Below are 17116 nucleotides of genomic sequence, written 5' to 3'. Positions count from 1 at the left end.
GTCGCCCTGTTCTGCCGCAAGAGAGATGATTGATCGACAGGTGAGGCGCAGAGCCGTCTCCCGCTTGTGTTCCTTCTCTCTCCTGGCGGATCGATCGGGCCGTGAGTCCGGCCGGATGAGGCGCTCCGGTGTCGGCTGCCCGGATGCGTCTCCCCGCTCGCTTTCCCGCCCGAGGAACCCCTACAAGGCCGATCGGAGGACGGCCTCTGCGGCCTTCGTGATTCCGTCACCAGGCGCGCACGGGCAGGACCGCCTCCCGAGGGCGTCCTCCTCGTTCAGGTGCAGCGTCTCCGTCGGCTGCACGGCCTCGTCGTGATCCGACTGATCGGCCTCACCTCGGCCGGGCGCGGGCTCGTTCGCGGATCCCCGGCGGCGAGAGGAGGATCGCCGGCGCATCCGCAGTCGCTCATCGACCCATCAGGACGTCCGCTCCGTTCCGGCTCCTCCGACGCTGCCGTCGCGTCGTCCGACCTCGGCGCCGGAGCGGCGGCGACGGGCGCCGCTCCGATGGGACTCGGGTCGGGTCCGGTGAGCGGGCGCGTTCCGCCTCCGGCGCAGTCGGGTGCGGGAGGATGATCGGATGGACGACACGGCGGTACGGCGGCTCCTCGAGGGGCTCGCGGGGGCGGAGGCGAGCTTCCCGTTCGGCCCGGGCACGCGGGTGTGGAAGGTCGCCGGGAAGGTCTTCGCGCTCGAGTCGGAGCGCTTCGAGCGCCCCGTCGTGAGCGTCAAGGCGCTGCCCGAGAACGTGGTGCACCTCGTCGCGGGGGTCGAGGGCATCGAGCCCGGGTACCACCTGAACAAGAAGCACTGGGTGACCGTCGATGCGGGCGGGGCGGTGGAGTCCGGGCTGGTGCTGGAGCTGATCGAGGAGTCCCACGCGATCGTCGTCGCCGGACTGCCCAAGCGGCTCCGGCTCGCCCTCGGCGGCACCGCCGCCGGCTCGCTGAACGAGGACCGCTGAACGACGCCCGCCCGGCGCCGCCCTGCCGCAGCGCCCCCGCCGCGGCAGAGGCTCGCGGGGCGCGGCCTACAGGCCGTAGGAGCGGAGGTACGCGGCGGTGTCGTGCCAGCCCTCGACGGCGAAGCACTCGACGCCCATCGCCTTGACGGGGTAGTCGTTGCCGTCCGGGTCGAGGCGGTCGCCGACGAAGATCATGTCGTCGAGAGGGATGCCCGTCAGCTCGGTGAGCTTGTTCATCCCGTACGCCTTGTCGATGCCCTTGCGGGTGATGTCGACCGACGTCGAGCCGCCGGAGCGCACCTCGAGGTCGGGGAGCACGGCCTGCACGGCCTCGCGGAGGGTGTTCTTCTTCTCGCCGTCCGGGTCCCAGGCCTGCTTGACCTCGACGGGCGCGGACTGGCCGAGGGCCGAGAAGGTGATCTGCGAGTCGCGGTCCTCGAGGATCGGGCCCCAGGTCTCGGACTCCCAGTAGCCGAGCTCCTTCGCCTTCTCCTCGACGGCGGCGAGCGCGCGCGACTTCTCGTCCTCGGTGAGGTTCTCGGCGTAGATCTGCGCCCAGTCGCCGTTCTCGTACCGGTAGTACTGCGTGCCGCAGGTGGGCATGAGGTGCAGCTTCGCGAGGACCTCGGGGTCGGCGCCCTCGAGGCGGTCGAGCACCTGCATCCGGAACTGGCCGATCTGGCCGCCCGAGATGATGCACACCTCGGTGGCCTGGAGCAGCTTCACGAAGAGGTCGGCCATCGCCGGGTCGACGGGGGACTTCGAGGCGGCGAGGGTGTCGTCGAGGTCGAAGGCCATCAGGCGGGGCAGGGTGCTCATGGAACTCGTTTCACGGTCTGCGGACGGGGCGGTAACGAGGATACGGGGCGCCGCCGGAACGCGCGCGCGGTCGGCGCGAGCGGGCTCCGAGCGCAGACTGGGGGGCATGACCGCCGCCACAGCGCCCGACGGAGGACGCCGCTCCGTTCCGCGCACTCTCGCCCGCATCCTCCTGGGCCTGCTGCTCGTCACGGCCGGCACGGCGCACCTGACGGTCGCGCGTCAGGCCTTCCAGGCGCAGGTCCCGCCGTGGCTGCCGGCCGACCCGGACCTGGTGGTCGTCGCGTCGGGCGTCGTCGAGATCGCGCTCGGGCTCGCGCTCGTCGTGCTCGTGCGGTGGCGCGTGATCGTGGGAGTCGTGGTGGCCGCGTTCTTCGTCGCGGTCTTCCCGGGGAACATCTCGCAGCTGGTGACGCGGACGCCGGCGTTCGGCCTCGAGACGGACGCGGCGCGCGCGGTGCGGCTCGTCTTCCAGCCCCTGCTGGTGGTCTGGGCGCTCTGGTCGACCGGGGCGTTCTCGGCCTGGCGGGCCCGCCGGTCGCGACGCCGCGGGGACTGAGCCGCCGGTCCGCGGCCCGATCGTCCCGCGATCCTCCGGAACGACGAACGGCGGCCGGCGGGAGACCCCGCCGACCGCCGCCCGTGCCCTGCTCGGCTAGGCCGCGAGGCGGCGTCGCGCGACGACCAGCGCGAGACCCGACAGCAGCAGCACGAGGGCTCCGCCGATCAGGCCGGCCGCGTCGGCGCCGGTGTTCGCGAGCGAGCCCGGGCCGGAGCCTCCCGCGACGGGGGCCGCCGTGGTGGTGGGGTGCGGCGACGGAGCGGTGGTGGGCTGCTCCGTCGGGGCGCCGGGCTCGGTCGGCGCCGGGGTGACCGGGACCTCGGCGGCGGGCTCCGTCGTCAGCGACCAGTTGGGGTCGTAGAAGTCGGCCTGGTCGATCACGCCGCGGGCGGTCGACCAGTCGATGAGGAGCTGGCGGATCTCGAGACGCTCGTCGTAGACGAGCGGTGCCTGCGCGACGGCCGGGTAGGCGCCTCCGCCGCTCTGGCGGTAGTTGTTGACCGCCATCACGAAGCGCTCGTCGTCGGCGACCGGGGTCCCGTCGGCGTGGGCGAGACCGCGGATCCGCGAGCCGGCGGGCTGGGAGACGTCGATCACGTAGTCCAGGCCCGAGATCGCGTCGTAGTTGTAGTCCGGGATGCCGTCGGGGCGGTCCTCGGTCGTCGCGTTGGTGCCGGTCTCGGGGTCGAACACGGCGCCCTCGGCGGTCTGCACGAAGTAGCGGGCCGAGAACTCGAGGTAGTCGCGCACCTCGGCTCCGGTCAGCTCCACTCCGCGGAGGGTGTTCTCGTAGATGTACAGGCCCGCGATGTCGCGGATGCTGACCTGCCCCTTCGGGAAGACGGCGGTGCGCGAGAACGGCGACGCCTGCGAGATCACCGGCAGGTCGGCCCACTCGGTGCCCTCGAGCGCCGACTCGACGGTCTCGGCCTGGACGGTGTTGATGAAGTCGATGATCGGGGTGTCCTCGTAGCGCGAGGTCGCGGCCGAGAGCTCCTCGACCGAGTCGGCGACGGGGGTGTTCACGTACTCGATCGTGGCGGCGTGCTGCTCGGCGAGGGCGTCGACCAGTGCGGGCGACTCCTCGGCGATGTCCTTCGCGTAGACGGGCTGCGTGACGGGTGCGTTCCCGGCCGACCAGTCGACCTCGAGGCCGCCCGCGGCGTCCGGCACCAGGTTCAGGGTGACCTCGGTGAGGCCCTGCGCCCAGAACTCGGGCTGGGTGACCAGCACCTGCTCGCCGGCGACGTTGGTGAACAGCGTCTGCGGCAGGTCCTTGTGGCTGTGGCCGGCGACGACCACGTCGATGCCGGGGACCTGCGTCGCGATGTTGTTGACGACGTCCTCGTTGAGGTCGGCGGCGTCGTACTCGGCGTCCGGCACCGTGCCCTGGCCGGTGTGCGCGAGGACGACGACCACGTCGGCCTGCTCCTGCACGATCGGGACCCACTGCTTCGCGGCGGCGACCATGTCCTGGAACTCGAGGACGCCGTCGACGTACTGCTTGTCCCAGACCCGGACGCCGGGCGTGACGAGGCCGAGGACGCCGACGGTGACCGTCTTCCCGTCGATCTCGCGCTCGATCAGCGTGTAGGGGTCGTGGTACGGCTTGCCCGTGGCGACGTCGACGACGTTCGCGCCCAGCAGCGGGGCGTTCAGATCGCCCTCGTACGCGCTGAGCATGTCGAGCCCGTAGTTGTACTCGTGGTTGCCGACGACCTGCGCGTCGTAGCCGATGGTGTTGAACGCGGTGGCCATCGGGTGCGTCGTCTCGCCGGAGAGGACGCCTGCGGCGCCGTCGCCGAGGCCGTAGTAGTAGGTGAGCGGCGTGCCCTGGATCGCGTCGCCGTTGTCCATGACGAGCACGGACTCCTCGCCCTTCTCGGCGCGGAGGCGGTCGACCTCGGTCGCGACGCGGGTGAGGCCGAGCGCACCGTCGGCCGGGTACGGCGCGTTCGCGAAGTAGTCCCAGTCGTAGACGTGCCCGTGCGTGTCGGTCGTCGACACCAGGGTGAGCTCGACGCCGTCGTCGAGAGGGGCGGCCGAGGCGATCGGAGCGGCGGTGGCGGCTCCGAGTGCGACGACGGCGAGGAGGCTTGCGGCGCGGAGTCTGCGCATCGTGGTCCTGTTCGCGTGATGAGTGGAGTGTGAACGTCCTCGAATCTATGCGCCGCGTGTGAACTGCGCATGACGGGATCGAGAGCATTGCTCGGCGATGCGTCGGCGGGACCGACGCGGAGCCGGGGGGAGTCCGCGGGGCCGGCCCGCGGTGAAAGAGTCCGCCGGGTCGACCCCGAGCGCAGGAGCCGTCCTCCGGCCCCTCCGCTAGAATCGAGCGGCTGGTCGCGCGGAGGCGGCACGACTGCCGCGCCGCACCCGCCCACCCCCGCCCCTCCCGTCGAGAAGGACACGCCATGCCAGCAATCGTCATCACCGGCGCCCAGTGGGGCGACGAGGGCAAGGGACGCGCCACCGACCTCCTCGGCAGCCGCGTCGACTACGTCGTGAAGTTCAACGGGGGCAACAACGCCGGGCACACCGTCGTCGTGGGCGACGAGAAGTACGCCCTGCACCTGCTCCCCTCCGGCATCCTCACCCCGGGCGTCGTCCCGGTCATCGCGAACGGCGTCGTCGTCGACATCGAGGTGCTGTTCCACGAGCTCGAGGCGCTGAGCGCCCGCGGCGTCGACGTGTCGAAGCTGCTCGTCAGCGCCAACGCGCACGTCATCACCAGCTACCACCGCACCCTCGACAAGGTGACGGAGCGCTTCCTCGGCAAGCGCCAGATCGGCACCACCGGCCGCGGCATCGGCCCGGCGTACGCCGACAAGATCAACCGCGTCGGCATCCGCATCCAGGACCTCTTCGACGAGAACATCCTCCGTCAGAAGGTCGAGGGCGCCCTCGACCAGAAGAACCACCTGCTGGTGAAGGTCTACAACCGCCGCGCGATCCTGGTCGAGCAGGTGCTGGAGGACCTGCTGCAGTACACCGAGCGCCTGCGCCCGATGGTCGCCGACACGTCGCTCGTCCTCTCGCAGGCGCTCGACGCCGGCAGGACGGTGCTGTTCGAGGCCGGCCAGGCCACGATGCTCGACGTCGACCACGGCACCTACCCGTTCGTCACCTCCTCCAACGCGACCTCGGGAGGAGCGGCCACCGGCTCCGGAGTCGCGCCGAACCGCATCGACCGCGTCATCGCGGTCATCAAGGCGTACACGACCCGTGTCGGCGCCGGCCCGTTCCCGACCGAGCTCTTCGACGAGTGGGGCGAGTACCTCCGCCGGCAGGGCTTCGAGTTCGGCACCACGACCGGCCGCCCGCGCCGCTGCGGCTGGTACGACGCCCCGATCGCCCGCTACTCGGCGCGGATCAACGGGGTCACCGACTTCGTCCTCACCAAGCTCGACGTGCTCTCGGGCCTCGAGACCATCCCCGTCTGCGTCGCCTACGACGTCGACGGCGTGCGCCACGACGAGGTCCCGGTCTCGCAGAGCGACTTCCACCACGCGAAGCCGATCTACGAGGAGTTCCCCGGCTGGCAGGAGGACATCTCCGGCTGCCGCGAGTTCTCGGACCTGCCGCAGACCGCGCAGGACTACGTGCGCGCGCTCGAGGCGATGAGCGGCGCCCGGTTCTCGGCGATCGGCGTCGGCCCGGAGCGCGAGCAGGTCGTCGTGCTGCACGACCTGCTCGACTAGAAGCGGCGAGGAGCCGGGCCGGGCAGCCCTCTCGGAGGCGGCCCACGTGTTCACAACCGAGGAAGAACATCGGGGACCTCGCGGAGTGACGCGGATCCCGGGCCCTCTCGACGAATCCTGCCTCCGGTGTGGACACGACCGCCGCCGAGCGCGCCGGATAATCGGCGCATGCAGATCTACGCCGACCTCCCGGCCGTCCGCGCGCGGCAGATCCTGGCCGACGCCCTCGCTCTCGGCGTGGCCGTCGTGGCGATCGCCGCGGGGATCGCGGTCGGCTCGCTGATCGCCGGCCTGGCCGAGATCGGCCGGCGGCTCGAGAGCGCCGGCAGCGGCTTCGGCTCGACCATGAGCGACGCCGGGACCACCCTCGGCGGCATCCCCCTGCTCGGTGACGCCGTGCGCGCGCCGTTCGACGAGGCGAGCGGGGCCGGCTCCGTGCTGGCCGCCGCCGGACGCGACCAGCAGCAGCTCGCGAGCGCCCTGGCCGTGGTCGCCGGGCTCGCCGTCGGGGGCCTCCCGCTCCTGCTCCTGGCCGTGCTCTGGCTCCGGCCCCGGCTCCGCTTCACCCGCCGGACCGCCGAGCTGCGCGCCCTCGGCTCGACCGGCGGCGGAACCGAGCTGCTGGCCCTGCGCGCGCTCACCCAGGCGTCCCCCCGCGACATCCTCGCCGCGCACCCGGACGCCGCCGCGGGCTGGCGGACCGGCGACCCCGCCGTCACCGCCGCGCTGGCGGCCCTCGCCCTCCGCCGGGCGGGACTCCGGCCCCGCTGACCCCGCAGGACCATCGCGGGTCCGCCGGAGGGATGATGCCGCGAGCCACTGCGGACGACGCCGGCGACACGGGTGCCTCCGTAGCGTCGAGGACATGCAGAACCAGACCTCCTCCGTCGTGGCGCGCGTCGAGGGCGTGCGCAAGCTCTACGGCAGCACGCCGCCCGTCGTCGCCCTCGACGACGTCACGCTCTCGATCGAGCGGGGCGAGTTCACCGCGGTGATGGGCCCCAGCGGATCCGGCAAGTCGACGCTCATGCACGTCCTCGCCGGCCTCGACACCGCCTCCTCCGGCCGCGTGTTCCTCGGGGACGCCGAGATCACCTCGATGAGCGACGCCGAGCTGACCGTGCTCCGCCGCCGCAGCGTCGGCTTCGTCTTCCAGGCCTTCAACCTCGTCCCCACGCTCGACGTGCGCGGCAACATCCGCCTCCCGTTCGAGCTCGACGGCCGCTCCCTGACCGGCGACGAGGAGCAGTGGATCGCCCGGCTGATCGAGTCCCTCGGGCTCCGCGAGCGCCTCACGCACCGGCCCCACGAGCTCTCGGGCGGGCAGCAGCAGCGCGTGGCGATCGCCCGCGCCCTCGCCACCCGACCGCAGCTGATCTTCGCCGACGAGCCCACCGGCAACCTGGACTCGCGCACCGGCCGCGAGGTCCTCAGCCTGCTCCGGGCCTCCACCCGCGAGTACGGCCAGTCGATCGCCATGGTCACCCACGACCCGATCGCGGCGGCCTACGCCGACCGCATCGTCTTCCTCCGCGACGGGGCCGTCGTCGACGACCGCCGCGGGATGAGCGCCGAGGAGATCTCGCGCGCGATGCTCACGATGGAGGGCGCGGCGTGAGCGGCGTGCGCACGGGCTCGAGCCAGGGCGGGGGCGCCATCGTCACCGTCGCCGCACTCGCCGCGGCGTTCGGCGCCGTGCTGGTGCAGGTCATCGCCGACATGGTCGCGGCCTTCGCGGCAGCGGGGATCGACGGCATCGGCCAGGTCGCCCTCATGCTCGGGATGGTCGGCGCCGTCTTCTTCGGCATCGCCGTGTTCGTGGGCGGGATCGTCACGGCCAACGCGGTCTCGACCGTCATCGCCGGGCGCACCCGCGAGATCGCCCTGCTGCGCCTGCTCGGCGCCTCCGGCCGGTCGCTGCGCAGCGGGATCGTCCGCACGGGCCTCCTGCAGGGGCTCCTCGGAGCGGCGATCGGCCTGGTCGCCGGCGTCGCTCTCGTGGCGCTCGCCGCGGAGCTCGCCATCCGGAGCGGCACCCTGCCCCGCTTCGACTACCCGCTCGTCTCGCCCGGCCTCGTGCTGCCGCTGATCGCCGTGGTCGCCTCGACGGTCATCGCCTCGTGGTCCGGATCGCGCCGCGTGCTGGCGGTCGCGCCGTCGCAGGCCGCCGGATCCTCCGCCGAGCCCCGCTACGAGGAGCTGCGCGGCCGCACCGCCCGCAACGTCACGGCGATCGTCTTCGTCGTGGTCGGCGCGCTGCTGCTCGCCGCGGGCGTGGTCCTCGGGCTCGCCAACCCCGGCGGCGTCCTCCTCGGGCTCGTCGGAGGCATGGCGTCCTTCACCGGCGTGATCCTCGGGGCGCCCGTCCTGCTCCCTCCGCTCACGGCCCTCGTGGGCCGCGCCTTCGGCCGGGGCCCCGTCGCCCGCCTGGCGTCCGCCAACGCCGTCCGCAATCCGGCACGCAGCGCTCGGGCTGTGATCGGACTGGTCATCGGAGTGTCGCTGGTCACGATGTTCGCGGTCGCCGCCGCCACCTTCGGCACGATCATGGAGCGCTCGGGTGAGACGAACCCCGAGGTGATAGCGGCGTTCGAGCAGTTCATCCAGGTGAGCACCGCGGTGATGAGCGTCCTGCTCGGCTTCTCGGTCGTCCTGGCCGCCGTCGGCATGGTCAACACGCTGTCGCTCAGCGTGCTGCAGCGCCGGCGCGAGCTGGGCCTGCTCCGCGCGCTCGGCTTCACCGGCTCGCAGGTGCGGTCGATGGTGGTGCTCGAGGCGGCGCAGATGATCATCGCTGCCGCGGTGCTCGGCATCGTGCTCGGGATCGTCTACGGCTGGTGCGGCGCGATCTCGGTGTTCGGCTCGCTGCCGGGCATCGGACTGATCCCGCCGACCGTCCCGGTGCCGATCCTGGTGGCGGTGCTCGTGGTGGGCGTCGTGATCACGGTCGTCTCGGCCGTGCTGCCCGCCCGCCGCGCCACGAAGGTGTCGCCGGTCGCCGCTCTCGCCGTGGCCTGAGAGCCGGCGCCGCGCAGAACCCGCAGCCGGAGGGCCGGCGCCCTCACCACGGAGGACCCGGTGGCCGGAGGGCCGGCGCCGCGCAGAACCCGCAGCCGGAGGGCCGGCGCCCTCACACCACCGAGAACCCCGCGGCGAGGGGCTCCCGCCCGCTCAGCGCGAGCAGGAGCTCCTCGCCGCGTCCGGCTCGAGCGGCCAGCCCGCCGGTCAGCGCGCAGCACGCCTCGACGGCCTCGCCGGGCAGCACGTGCGGGATCCCGGTGGCCCGCGAGAGGTCGAGCGTGTGCACGACCAGCTCGAGCAGCCGGGTCCGGAGGTACTCGTCCAGCTCGATCGCGTGGCCGCCCACGGCGACGAGGCGGCCGGGACGCTGGGCGGCGACCAGCTCGACCGCGCGGCCCGCCGCCTCCGCCAGCGCCTGAGCCGGCCTGTCGCCGAGCAGCAGCCCCGCCTCGACCCCGCGCCGCGCCACCGCCGCGGGGTCGGCGACGTTCCCGGCCAGCGCGGCGTAGTAGTCGAGCGCGTCCTCGATGGTCGGCTCGGGCGGCTCCGGAGCGAGGAGGTACGCCTCGACCGTCAGCACCGCCCGCGACGCGTGGCCCGCGAGGCCGCGGACGTCCCAGACGCCGAGCCCCGGCTGCTCCCACTGGTCGTCCCGCACCTGCGCGAGCAGGCCGACGAGGGCGGCGGCGGCGGACTCGAACAGCGCGGCGGTGCTCATGGAGCCATGCTGGCACGGTGCCCCACACTGATCGCATGAGCAGTCCCCGCCGCCCCGGTCCCGTCACGCTCGTCGGCCGCTCGATCGTCCTCGAGCCGCTCGCCGCCGAGCACGTCGAGCCGCTCGGGCGGGCGATCGGGCGTCCGGAGGTGTTCACCGGCGGCTACGGAGGAGGACCCGCCGGCCTCCCCGGCACCCCGGAGGAGTTCCGCGCCTTCGTCGACCGCTACTACCCCTGGGGCACGGGCCTGCCGTTCGCTGTGCTGCAGGAGGGGCGCGTCGTCGGCACGACCTCGCTGGCCGACTTCGACGAGACGCGCGAGGCGGCCCACCTCGGCTGGACGGCCTACGCGCCCGAGACGTGGGGCACCGTCGTGAACCCGGAGGCGAAGCGGCTGGTGCTCGGGCTAGCCTTCGACAGCGGCTACGAGCGGGTGAAGCTCCAGGCGGATGCGGTGAACGCGCGCTCGCGGGCCGCGATCCTCCGCCTCGGCGCCGTGTTCGAGGGGGTGCTCCGCCACGACCAGCGGCGGGCCGACGGCTCGTGGCGCGACACGGCCGTCCACTCGATCCTCGCGGCCGAGTGGCCGGCCGTCCGCGACGCGCTCGACCGCCGGATCGACGCGGCGCTAGCGCTCCCTCCCTCGACCGCGCAACCGCTGACCGGGCGGCCGCCCGAGGAGTAGGAAGGAGGCATGGAACGCATCCACTACGCCGGCAGCTCCGTGCTGACGGGTACCGCCATCGCGCGGTCGCTGCTGGCCTACGCGGAGGCGCTGGCGCTCACCAAGGGGTCGATCACGGTCGACATCCCGATCCGCCAGGAGTCCGGCCGGCCCGGACGGGCGGCGCTGCTGATCGGACCGGCGAGCCAGCTGTTCTCGGAGTCCGAGGACGACGGAGCCGAGGAGCTGCTCGACGAGGAGCTCGTCGAGCGCTTCACCCGCGAGACGGCCCGTCTGGGCGTCTCGCACCCCGTGGCCGAGGAGGACGGCGGCGCCGGGCCGCTCTCCGCTGTCGACACCGAGATCCCGCAGTTCCACGGCGAGGACGACTCCTGGTGAGCATCCGGGGCGCCGGTAGGATCGACACTCACGACTCCGCCCGACCCTTCGCGGACGGGCGACTTCCCGAACGGAGAACCGCCTGATGGGGCGACTGATCTACGACTCGACCCTCGAGGCCGACTTCGACGACCGTCTGCTGGCGCACCTGCAGATCGTGATCGGCTCGAAGCTCGCGCGCAACGAGTCCTTCTACTTCTCGTGGAAGGACTCGCAGGCGGTCGGCGACGGACGCACCTCGATCTGGCTGCACCCCGCCATCCCGCTGCGCTTCAAGTACCACGGCGGCCGTGCCCCGAACATCAACCCGGACTGGATCCGCCAGCTGCTCGCCGACTCGCACACGGCGCACGGGCTGCGGATCAGCGAGGAACCCCACGGGACCGCCCGTCAGAGCGAGGAGAGCATGCTGTGAAGCGCGTCGAGATCATCTACGGCGGAGCGCCGTTCAGCCTGAGCGAGACGTCGGCCGCGGAGGTGCGCGAGAGCATCGACCGCGCCCTGGACGGCTCCGCGTCGCGCTGGATCACGGTGAACCAGGGCGAGGGCGAGCCCCGCGAGACCTCGATCCTGATCACGCCGGGCGTGGCGTTCTCGGTCGCCGACGTCGCGCACTGAGGTCGACGCCGCGGTCACGGTGACCGCCGCCTCTCACGCCGCCGGCTCGGTCCGGGGCGCTCGCACCGCCGGCCCGCCTCGGAACGACTGCCGTCCTCAGCGCACCCGCCCCGCTCAGCCCGCCAGCACGCGCGGGAACTCCCCCGGGATCTCGCTCGCGAGGTACCCGGCCGGGCCGATCCGTACGGAGAGGCGCGTGTCCGCCTCCGTGTGCAGGAACGCGCCCCACGCGGCCGCGCCCATCGGATCGACGCCGCGCCCGCGCAGGCCCGCCGTCGCTCCGGCGAGCACGTCGCCGCTGCCCGCGGTGGCCAGCCCGGGGTGCTCGCCCTCGATCCGCACCGCGTCGCCGTCCGGCGAGGCGATGGTGTTGAACAGGCTCACCACCGCACCGTAGCGCTCGGCGACCGCGAGGGCGGCCCGCTCGACGTCGTCGACCTCCTCGCCGAGGAGCCGGGACGCCTCCTCCGAGTTCGGGGTCAGCAGGAGCCGGCCCGCGAGCCTCCGCGCGAGACGGCGCTGCCCGGGCAGGACTCCGAGCGGGAAGGCGTCGAGGTGCACGGCCGGCACGTCGTCGAGGAGCGGAGCGAGGGCACGGAGGGTCGCGGCGGTCGCGCGCGGGTCGTCCAGGCCGGGTCCGATCAGGGCGACGTCGGCGGAGGAGAGCTCGCCGGCCAGGACGTCGAGCCCGCGGCCCGAGACGGAGCCGGTGCGCGTCTCCGCGAGCGGGACCACTCCGCACTCGGGCAGCGCGACCGCGGTGGCCGACGCGACCGACTCGGCGACGCAGAGCGTGATGCGACCCGCGCCGGTCCGCAGCGCGGCGATCCCCGCGAGGATTGCGGCGCCGGGCGTCTTGCGGGCGCCGCCGACGACGACCACGTCGCCGCGGGAGTGCTTCGAGCCTCCGGGCTCCGGGAGGGGCCAGCGCTGCTCGAGCAGGGCGCGGGAGACGAGGTCACTCATGAGGGTCTCCTTCTCCGGCTGCGCGGTCGTCGTGCCGGGTGACGGGGGCGCCGGAGCGCTCGAGGTGGGACGTGCGGTTGAAGAGCTCGAGGCGCCACGCGTCGCCGTCGCGGACGAGACGCGTGACGGAGCCGTTGGCGACGGGCGTCGAAGCGCCGATGTCGAGCAGCTCGTGCTCGGAGAGGCCCTCGAGGACGTAGCGGAGGACGAGGACGACCGCGTCGTGGCAGAAGAGGATCGCCGGCCCGGGAGGCGCGGCGACGGCGAGGTGGTCGACGAAGGCGCGGACGCGGAGCGCGAGGTCCGTCCAGGCCTCGCCTCCCGGCGGCCGGTAGTAGAACTTGCCGAGCCACTCGCGCCGCGCCGCCTCCTCGGGCATCCGGGCCCGCACGCCGGCGGAGGTGAGGCGGTCGGTGACGCCGAGGTCGCGGTCGCGCAGGCGCTCGTCGGGGCGCAGCCGCAGGTCGATGCCGGCCTCGCCGAGGGCGAGGCGGGCGGTCGCGGAGGCGCGGCGGTAGGGCGACGTCCAGGCGGAGGCGGGCCGCGCCTCCTCGGCCAGCCAGCGGCCGAGCGCGCGCGCCTGCTCCTCGCCGGCGGGGGAGAGCTCGACGTCGGGGTCGCGGCGGTCGACGGCGATCTCGTGCGCCCCCGAGGCCTCGGCGGCGCTCGCCGCGATGTTGGCGAGGCTCTCGCCGTGACGGACGAGGAGGAGCTCGGTCGGGCCGGTGGAGGAGGCGGGCATGGCTCCACGCTCCGCCTCGCGGGCCGGAGGCGCCAGGGGGTTCCGCCGCGGCGACGCGGGTTGCTACGGAGTCGTCAGGGGTTCCGCCGTCGTCAGGGCGCCTCTCCGTCGGCGCGCTCCTCCGCCGAGACCGCCGTGACGACCGCGGTCAGCGTCTCGGGGTCGCTCAGGATGCGGAAGTGCCCGCCGGTCTCGATCCGGACGTTGACCGCGCCCTCGAGCATGCTGCCCTCGGGGATGTGCGGGTCGAAGAGGCCGAACACGGACGTGATCCGCGCGTTCGCTCCGGAGCGGCTCGACAGCAGCAGGGTCGTGGCGTCGCGCGGCGAGAAGGCGCGCAGGCTCCGGAGGACCAGGTAGGGCGCGTAGCGGGAGCCGCCGAACGGGGTCGCCACGGCGACCATCCGGTCGACCCGGCCGTCCGGGTCGAGCTCGGTCATCACGTACTTGCCGATCAGTCCGCCCTTGCTGTGGGCGACGATCACCACGTCGCGGAGCCCGTGCTCGGCGAGGTAGGCGGCCACGTCCTCGGCCGTCCGGGCGACCGGGCGGCCGTTGCGGCCGAGGCTCGTCAGCACGTGGAGAGGGTGCCCGCGCTCGTGCAGCGGATCGATGATCGGGCGGAGGAAGGACCAGGTCTCCCAGATCCCCGGCAGGACCACGACGGGCCGCCGGTCGCCGTCGAGGTAGTCGTCCGGGGCACGGCGCGAGAGGACGCCGCGCACCTGCCAGGCGACGGCGTAGGCGTAGTCGCGGATCCACCAGACGGCGTCGCGGACCAGGCGTCGGAGCCGGCTCATGCGGCCGGCTCCGACCGGAGGGGGAGCGGGGCGGCGGGCCTCTCGCCGAGCGCAGCGGCGAAGCAGAGGATCTCGCGGGCGAGCGCTCCGGGCTCGGTGCGGGGGACGACGTGGCGCGAGCCGGCGAACTCGACGAGCCGCCCCTCGCGCGCGTGGGCCGTGAGCCGCTCGCACCAGTCACGGGTGGCGATCGGATCGTCGCGGCCGCGGGCGACGAGGACCGGCACCTTCAGCCGGGCGACGCGCTCCTGCACCGGATGCCTCAGCATCTCGGGCAGCTGGCGCAGGTACCAGCGCAGGCCGCCGCGCAGGTAGTCGGCCAGCAGGATCGCGTCGACGCCCACCGGCTCGCCGAGGCAGTCCCGCAGCAGCGCGAGCCCCTGGCGGACCGCTCCGGGCCGCTGCGGATCCACCACCGGCCCGATGAGCACCGCGCCGTCGACCAGGCCGGGCGCGCGCAGCCCCAGCTCGACCGCCACCTGCGACCCCATCGAGTGCCCGACGACGACCGCGCGCGAGACGCCCAGTCCGCGGAGGACCTGCTCGACCTGCCGCGCGTGGTCCTCGAGGCCGACCCTCCGCCGCGGGCGCGCGTTCGCGGCGAAGCCGGCGAGGTCGACGCCGATCACCCGGCCGTGCCGCTTCAGGCGGGCGGCGAGCGGCGAGAAGGTGTGGTGCGACATCCCGATCCCGTGGATCAGGACGAACACCGCGCCCGCCCCGGCCTGACCGGTGTCGACCGTCCGCAGCGTGACGCTCTCGACCTCGTGTCGCACGGGGAGGACGCGGCGGGGCGGTGTCGGCAGCATCGTCCCAGGCTAGGGATCGTCGGCCGGCCGCGCGGGGGGATGCGCCCGCTCCCGCCGTGGTCTAGGCCGCGTCCGCCCTAGGGAGGAGCGTTCACCCCGCCGGCGGCCGGCGGTCCCCGCCGAGCGTCTCGTCGTCCCCGCTGTCAAGCGGCTCCTCCGCGGCGGCGCCCCTGCCTAGCCTCGGAGGAGGGGGCCGGCGTGCGCCGCTCCCGGAGGGATGACGCCATGCGGATCGCGATCGTCGGGGCGACCGGCAACCTGGGGACGGCGCTGCTGCGGCGCCTGCACGGCGAGGCCGGGGTGGAAGAGATCGTGGGCATCGCCCGCCGGGCCCCTCGGCTCCGCTCGGAGGAGTACCGCGACGTGCGCTGGGTCGAGATCGACCTCGCGTCGAGCGTCGCCCCGCGGCGGCTCCGCGAGGCCTTCGCCGGCGTCGACGCCGTCGTCCACCTCGCCTGGGCGCTGCAGCCCAGCCACGACGAGCCGTTCCAGCGGCTGGTCGACGTCGGAGGCACTGCGGCCGTGCTCGAGGCGGTCGCCGCCGCGGGAGTCGGCCAGGTCGCCGTCGCCTCGTCCGTGGGCGCCTACAGCGCCGCGCCGAAGTCGATCCGGGTGACCGAGGACTGGCCCACGGGCGGCCTGCACACCTCGACTTACAGCCGCCACAAGGCCGCGAACGAGCGGCAGCTCGACGCCTTCGAGGAGCGGCACCCCGAGATCGTCGTCACACGCCTGCGCCCGGGGCTCGTCTTCCAGCGCGGAGCGGCGACCGAGATCGTCGGGCTCTTCGCCGGACCCCACTACCCGACGCGGTGGCTGAAGGCGGTCCGGATCCCGGTCCTTCCGCTGCCGCGGAGCATCGTCTTCCAGGGCGTGCACGCCGACGACGTGGCCGACGCCTTCTGGCGCGCGCTCGACCGGCGCGCCGGCGGGGCCTTCAACATCGCGGCCGAGCCGGTCCTCACTCCGGAGCGGCTGGCGCACGCCTTCGGCGCCCGCCTGGTCACGGTGCCGTTCGGGCTGCTCCGCTCCGTCGTCACCGCGACCTGGCACCTGCGCCTGCAGCGCACCGACGCGGGCTGGCTCGACATCGCGGGCAACGTCCCGGTGATGTCGACCGAGCGCGCCCGCGCCGAGCTCGGCTGGGCGCCGACCCGCACGGCGGAGGAGGCGCTCGCCGAGCTCGTGGCCGGCCTGGCCGACCGCTCGACCGTCCCGGGCTCGCCCCCGCTCCGGGGCTGATCCGGCCGGGAGTCGATCAGAGGCGAGCCCTCGCGGTCAGTCGGCGACGCGGATGAGCACCTTTCCCGTCGCGCCCTGCTCGACCGCGTCGTGGGCGGCCGCGGTCTCCTCGAGCGGGAACCAGGTCAGCGGGAGGCCCGCCTCCTCGCCCACCGGGAGCGCGCCGTCGACGAGCGCCGCGGTGATGTCCTCGGCCGCGGCCTGCAGCGCCTCCTCGCCCACGGTGTAGAGCAGCAGGCCCTGCCAGCGGGCGTTCTTCGCGAAGCTCGCGACGATCGGCACGGTGAACTCGTCGCCGTTGTTGTTCGCGTAGTACCCGATGCTGCCGTGGTTGGCGAGCACCTCGACGTCGAGCGCGGCGTTCTGAGCCGGTGCGACCTCGACCACGTGCTGGACGCCCTCGGGGGCGAGCTCGCGGATCCGGTCGGCGAGGGCGTCGTCCGGGTACTGCAGCACGTGCTGCGCACCGGCCGCACGGGCGAGCCGCTCCTTGGAGTCGCTGCTCACCGTCGCGATGACGGTCGCCCCGGCCCAGACCGCGAGCTGGATCGCGGCGTGCCCGACGGCTCCGGCGCCGCCCTGGACCAGGACGGTGCGGCCGGCGAGGGTGCCGGGCGCGAGACGGGAGGGGCCGTGCTCGTGCACGGTGAGGGCGCGGTGGGCGGTCATCGCGGGGACGCCGAGGCTCGCGGCGACGTCGGCGCCGACGCCCTCGGGCAGGCGCACGACGTGCTCGGCGGCGAGCACCGCCGACTCCTGCGCGGTGCCGGTGGGGCGGCGGTGCGCGGAGAGGTACATCCAGACTCGGTCGCCGACGGCCAGGCCCTCGACGCCCTCGCCGAGCGCCTCGACGACACCGGCGCCGTCCTGGTTCGGCACGACCTCGTCGAACGCGAGGTCGCCGTCGGCGCGCGCCTTCCAGTCGGTCGGATTCACGCCCGACGCCAGGACGCGGACGCGGACCTCGCCGGCGCCCGGCGCCCGCTCCTCCCGGTCGACGAGGGAGAGGACGGAGGAGTCACCGGTGCGGGAGTAGACGATCGATCGCATACGGAGGGCAAGGAGCGCGGGCGGCGGTGTATTCCCGGCG

At 73.9% G+C, this 17116-nt stretch carries 19 protein-coding genes; 11 read left to right on the top strand and 8 right to left on the bottom strand.

All coding sequences use genetic code 11. From position 1 onward, the window contains the following. The first annotated feature begins 580 nt into the window (after positions 1 to 580). A complete protein-coding gene (locus C5C44_RS09010; RefSeq protein WP_104222787.1) occupies positions 581 to 964 on the top strand; it encodes an MmcQ/YjbR family DNA-binding protein in 384 nt (127 codons plus the stop codon). A gap of 66 nt (positions 965 to 1030) precedes the next feature. Here C5C44_RS09010 and C5C44_RS09005 read toward each other — a convergent pair whose 3' ends face one another. Next, on the bottom strand, positions 1031 to 1783 hold the full coding sequence (locus C5C44_RS09005; protein ID WP_104222786.1) for an HAD-IIB family hydrolase: 753 nt from the start codon (positions 1781 to 1783) through the stop codon (positions 1031 to 1033). Positions 1784 to 1889: 106 nt separating this feature from the next. Between C5C44_RS09005 and C5C44_RS09000 the strand changes: the two genes are divergently transcribed. Further along, on the top strand, positions 1890 to 2342 hold the full coding sequence (locus tag C5C44_RS09000) for a DoxX family membrane protein (RefSeq protein WP_104234284.1): 453 nt from the start codon (positions 1890 to 1892) through the stop codon (positions 2340 to 2342). A gap of 96 nt (positions 2343 to 2438) precedes the next feature. Here the strand turns inward: C5C44_RS09000 and C5C44_RS08995 are convergent, their stop codons facing one another. After that, positions 2439 to 4463, bottom strand: a complete 2025-nt coding sequence (locus C5C44_RS08995; RefSeq protein ID WP_104335717.1) for a bifunctional UDP-sugar hydrolase/5'-nucleotidase — start codon at positions 4461 to 4463, stop codon at positions 2439 to 2441. A gap of 296 nt (positions 4464 to 4759) precedes the next feature. Here C5C44_RS08995 and C5C44_RS08990 point away from each other — a divergent pair, with 296 nt between their 5' ends. From C5C44_RS08990 to C5C44_RS08975, 4 genes are all read left to right on the top strand, one after another. Continuing rightward, positions 4760 to 6046 (top strand): adenylosuccinate synthase, encoded by a 1287-nt coding sequence (locus C5C44_RS08990; protein WP_104222783.1) that lies wholly within the window; start codon positions 4760 to 4762, stop codon positions 6044 to 6046. Positions 6047 to 6214: 168 nt separating this feature from the next. Continuing rightward, positions 6215 to 6817 (top strand): hypothetical protein, encoded by a 603-nt coding sequence (locus C5C44_RS08985; RefSeq protein WP_104335716.1) that lies wholly within the window; start codon positions 6215 to 6217, stop codon positions 6815 to 6817. Positions 6818 to 6911: 94 nt separating this feature from the next. Beyond that, complete coding sequence (locus C5C44_RS08980; RefSeq protein ID WP_104335715.1) at positions 6912 to 7664, top strand: ABC transporter ATP-binding protein; 753 nt, start codon at positions 6912 to 6914, stop codon at positions 7662 to 7664. Beyond that, the gene (locus C5C44_RS08975; RefSeq protein ID WP_258063296.1) at positions 7661 to 9064 is read left to right on the top strand and encodes an FtsX-like permease family protein; all 1404 of its coding nucleotides are present in this window, start codon (positions 7661 to 7663) and stop codon (positions 9062 to 9064) included. Before C5C44_RS08980 ends, C5C44_RS08975 begins: the two co-directional genes overlap by 4 nt. Before the next feature lie 112 nt (positions 9065 to 9176). Here the strand turns inward: C5C44_RS08975 and C5C44_RS08970 are convergent, their stop codons facing one another. Then, positions 9177 to 9785: a maleylpyruvate isomerase N-terminal domain-containing protein gene (locus tag C5C44_RS08970; RefSeq protein WP_104234280.1), complete on the bottom strand. Its 609-nt coding sequence runs from the start codon at positions 9783 to 9785 to the stop codon at positions 9177 to 9179. 35 nt (positions 9786 to 9820) lie between these two features. Between C5C44_RS08970 and C5C44_RS08965 the strand changes: the two genes are divergently transcribed. The 4 genes from C5C44_RS08965 to C5C44_RS08950 all read left to right on the top strand — a co-directional run bounded on the left by C5C44_RS08965 (position 9821) and on the right by C5C44_RS08950 (position 11467). After that, positions 9821 to 10471, top strand: coding sequence for a GNAT family N-acetyltransferase (locus C5C44_RS08965; protein WP_104335714.1), 651 nt, complete (start codon positions 9821 to 9823; stop codon positions 10469 to 10471). 9 nt (positions 10472 to 10480) lie between these two features. Then, positions 10481 to 10849: a hypothetical protein gene (locus C5C44_RS08960; protein ID WP_104225704.1), complete on the top strand. Its 369-nt coding sequence runs from the start codon at positions 10481 to 10483 to the stop codon at positions 10847 to 10849. A gap of 85 nt (positions 10850 to 10934) precedes the next feature. Next, on the top strand, positions 10935 to 11264 hold the full coding sequence (locus C5C44_RS08955) for an ATP-dependent DNA ligase (protein WP_104222776.1): 330 nt from the start codon (positions 10935 to 10937) through the stop codon (positions 11262 to 11264). Next, positions 11261 to 11467, top strand: a complete 207-nt coding sequence (locus tag C5C44_RS08950) for a hypothetical protein (RefSeq protein WP_104222775.1) — start codon at positions 11261 to 11263, stop codon at positions 11465 to 11467. Before C5C44_RS08955 ends, C5C44_RS08950 begins: the two co-directional genes overlap by 4 nt. Positions 11468 to 11581: 114 nt before the next feature. Here C5C44_RS08950 and C5C44_RS08945 read toward each other — a convergent pair whose 3' ends face one another. The 4 genes from C5C44_RS08945 to C5C44_RS08930 form a co-directional block, all read right to left on the bottom strand. Beyond that, on the bottom strand, positions 11582 to 12433 hold the full coding sequence (locus C5C44_RS08945) for an NAD(P)H-hydrate dehydratase (RefSeq protein ID WP_104335713.1): 852 nt from the start codon (positions 12431 to 12433) through the stop codon (positions 11582 to 11584). Then, complete coding sequence (locus C5C44_RS08940) at positions 12426 to 13175, bottom strand: histidine phosphatase family protein (protein ID WP_104250670.1); 750 nt, start codon at positions 13173 to 13175, stop codon at positions 12426 to 12428. Before C5C44_RS08940 ends, C5C44_RS08945 begins: the two co-directional genes overlap by 8 nt. 92 nt (positions 13176 to 13267) lie before the next feature. Then, positions 13268 to 13975 (bottom strand): triacylglycerol lipase, encoded by a 708-nt coding sequence (locus C5C44_RS08935; RefSeq protein WP_104239324.1) that lies wholly within the window; start codon positions 13973 to 13975, stop codon positions 13268 to 13270. Next, positions 13972 to 14784 carry an alpha/beta fold hydrolase gene (locus C5C44_RS08930; protein ID WP_104335712.1) on the bottom strand — a complete coding sequence of 271 codons (813 nt, stop codon included), beginning with the start codon at positions 14782 to 14784 and terminating at the stop codon, positions 13972 to 13974. The genes C5C44_RS08935 and C5C44_RS08930 overlap by 4 nt, the downstream gene beginning before the upstream one ends. A gap of 225 nt (positions 14785 to 15009) precedes the next feature. Here C5C44_RS08930 and C5C44_RS08925 point away from each other — a divergent pair, with 225 nt between their 5' ends. Next, a complete protein-coding gene (locus tag C5C44_RS08925; RefSeq protein WP_104335711.1) occupies positions 15010 to 16026 on the top strand; it encodes an NAD-dependent epimerase/dehydratase family protein in 1017 nt (338 codons plus the stop codon). 36 nt (positions 16027 to 16062) lie between these two features. Here C5C44_RS08925 and C5C44_RS08920 read toward each other — a convergent pair whose 3' ends face one another. Next, positions 16063 to 17076: an NADPH:quinone reductase gene (locus tag C5C44_RS08920; RefSeq protein ID WP_104335710.1), complete on the bottom strand. Its 1014-nt coding sequence runs from the start codon at positions 17074 to 17076 to the stop codon at positions 16063 to 16065. Positions 17077 to 17116 lie beyond the last annotated feature (40 nt).

The sequence above is a fragment of the Rathayibacter sp. AY1F6 genome (genome assembly GCF_002932035.1).
Classification (GTDB): Bacteria; Actinomycetota; Actinomycetes; order Actinomycetales; family Microbacteriaceae; genus Rathayibacter.
Note: the sequence above shows the minus strand (reverse complement) of the source record. Positions and strands in the feature narration are given on the sequence as shown.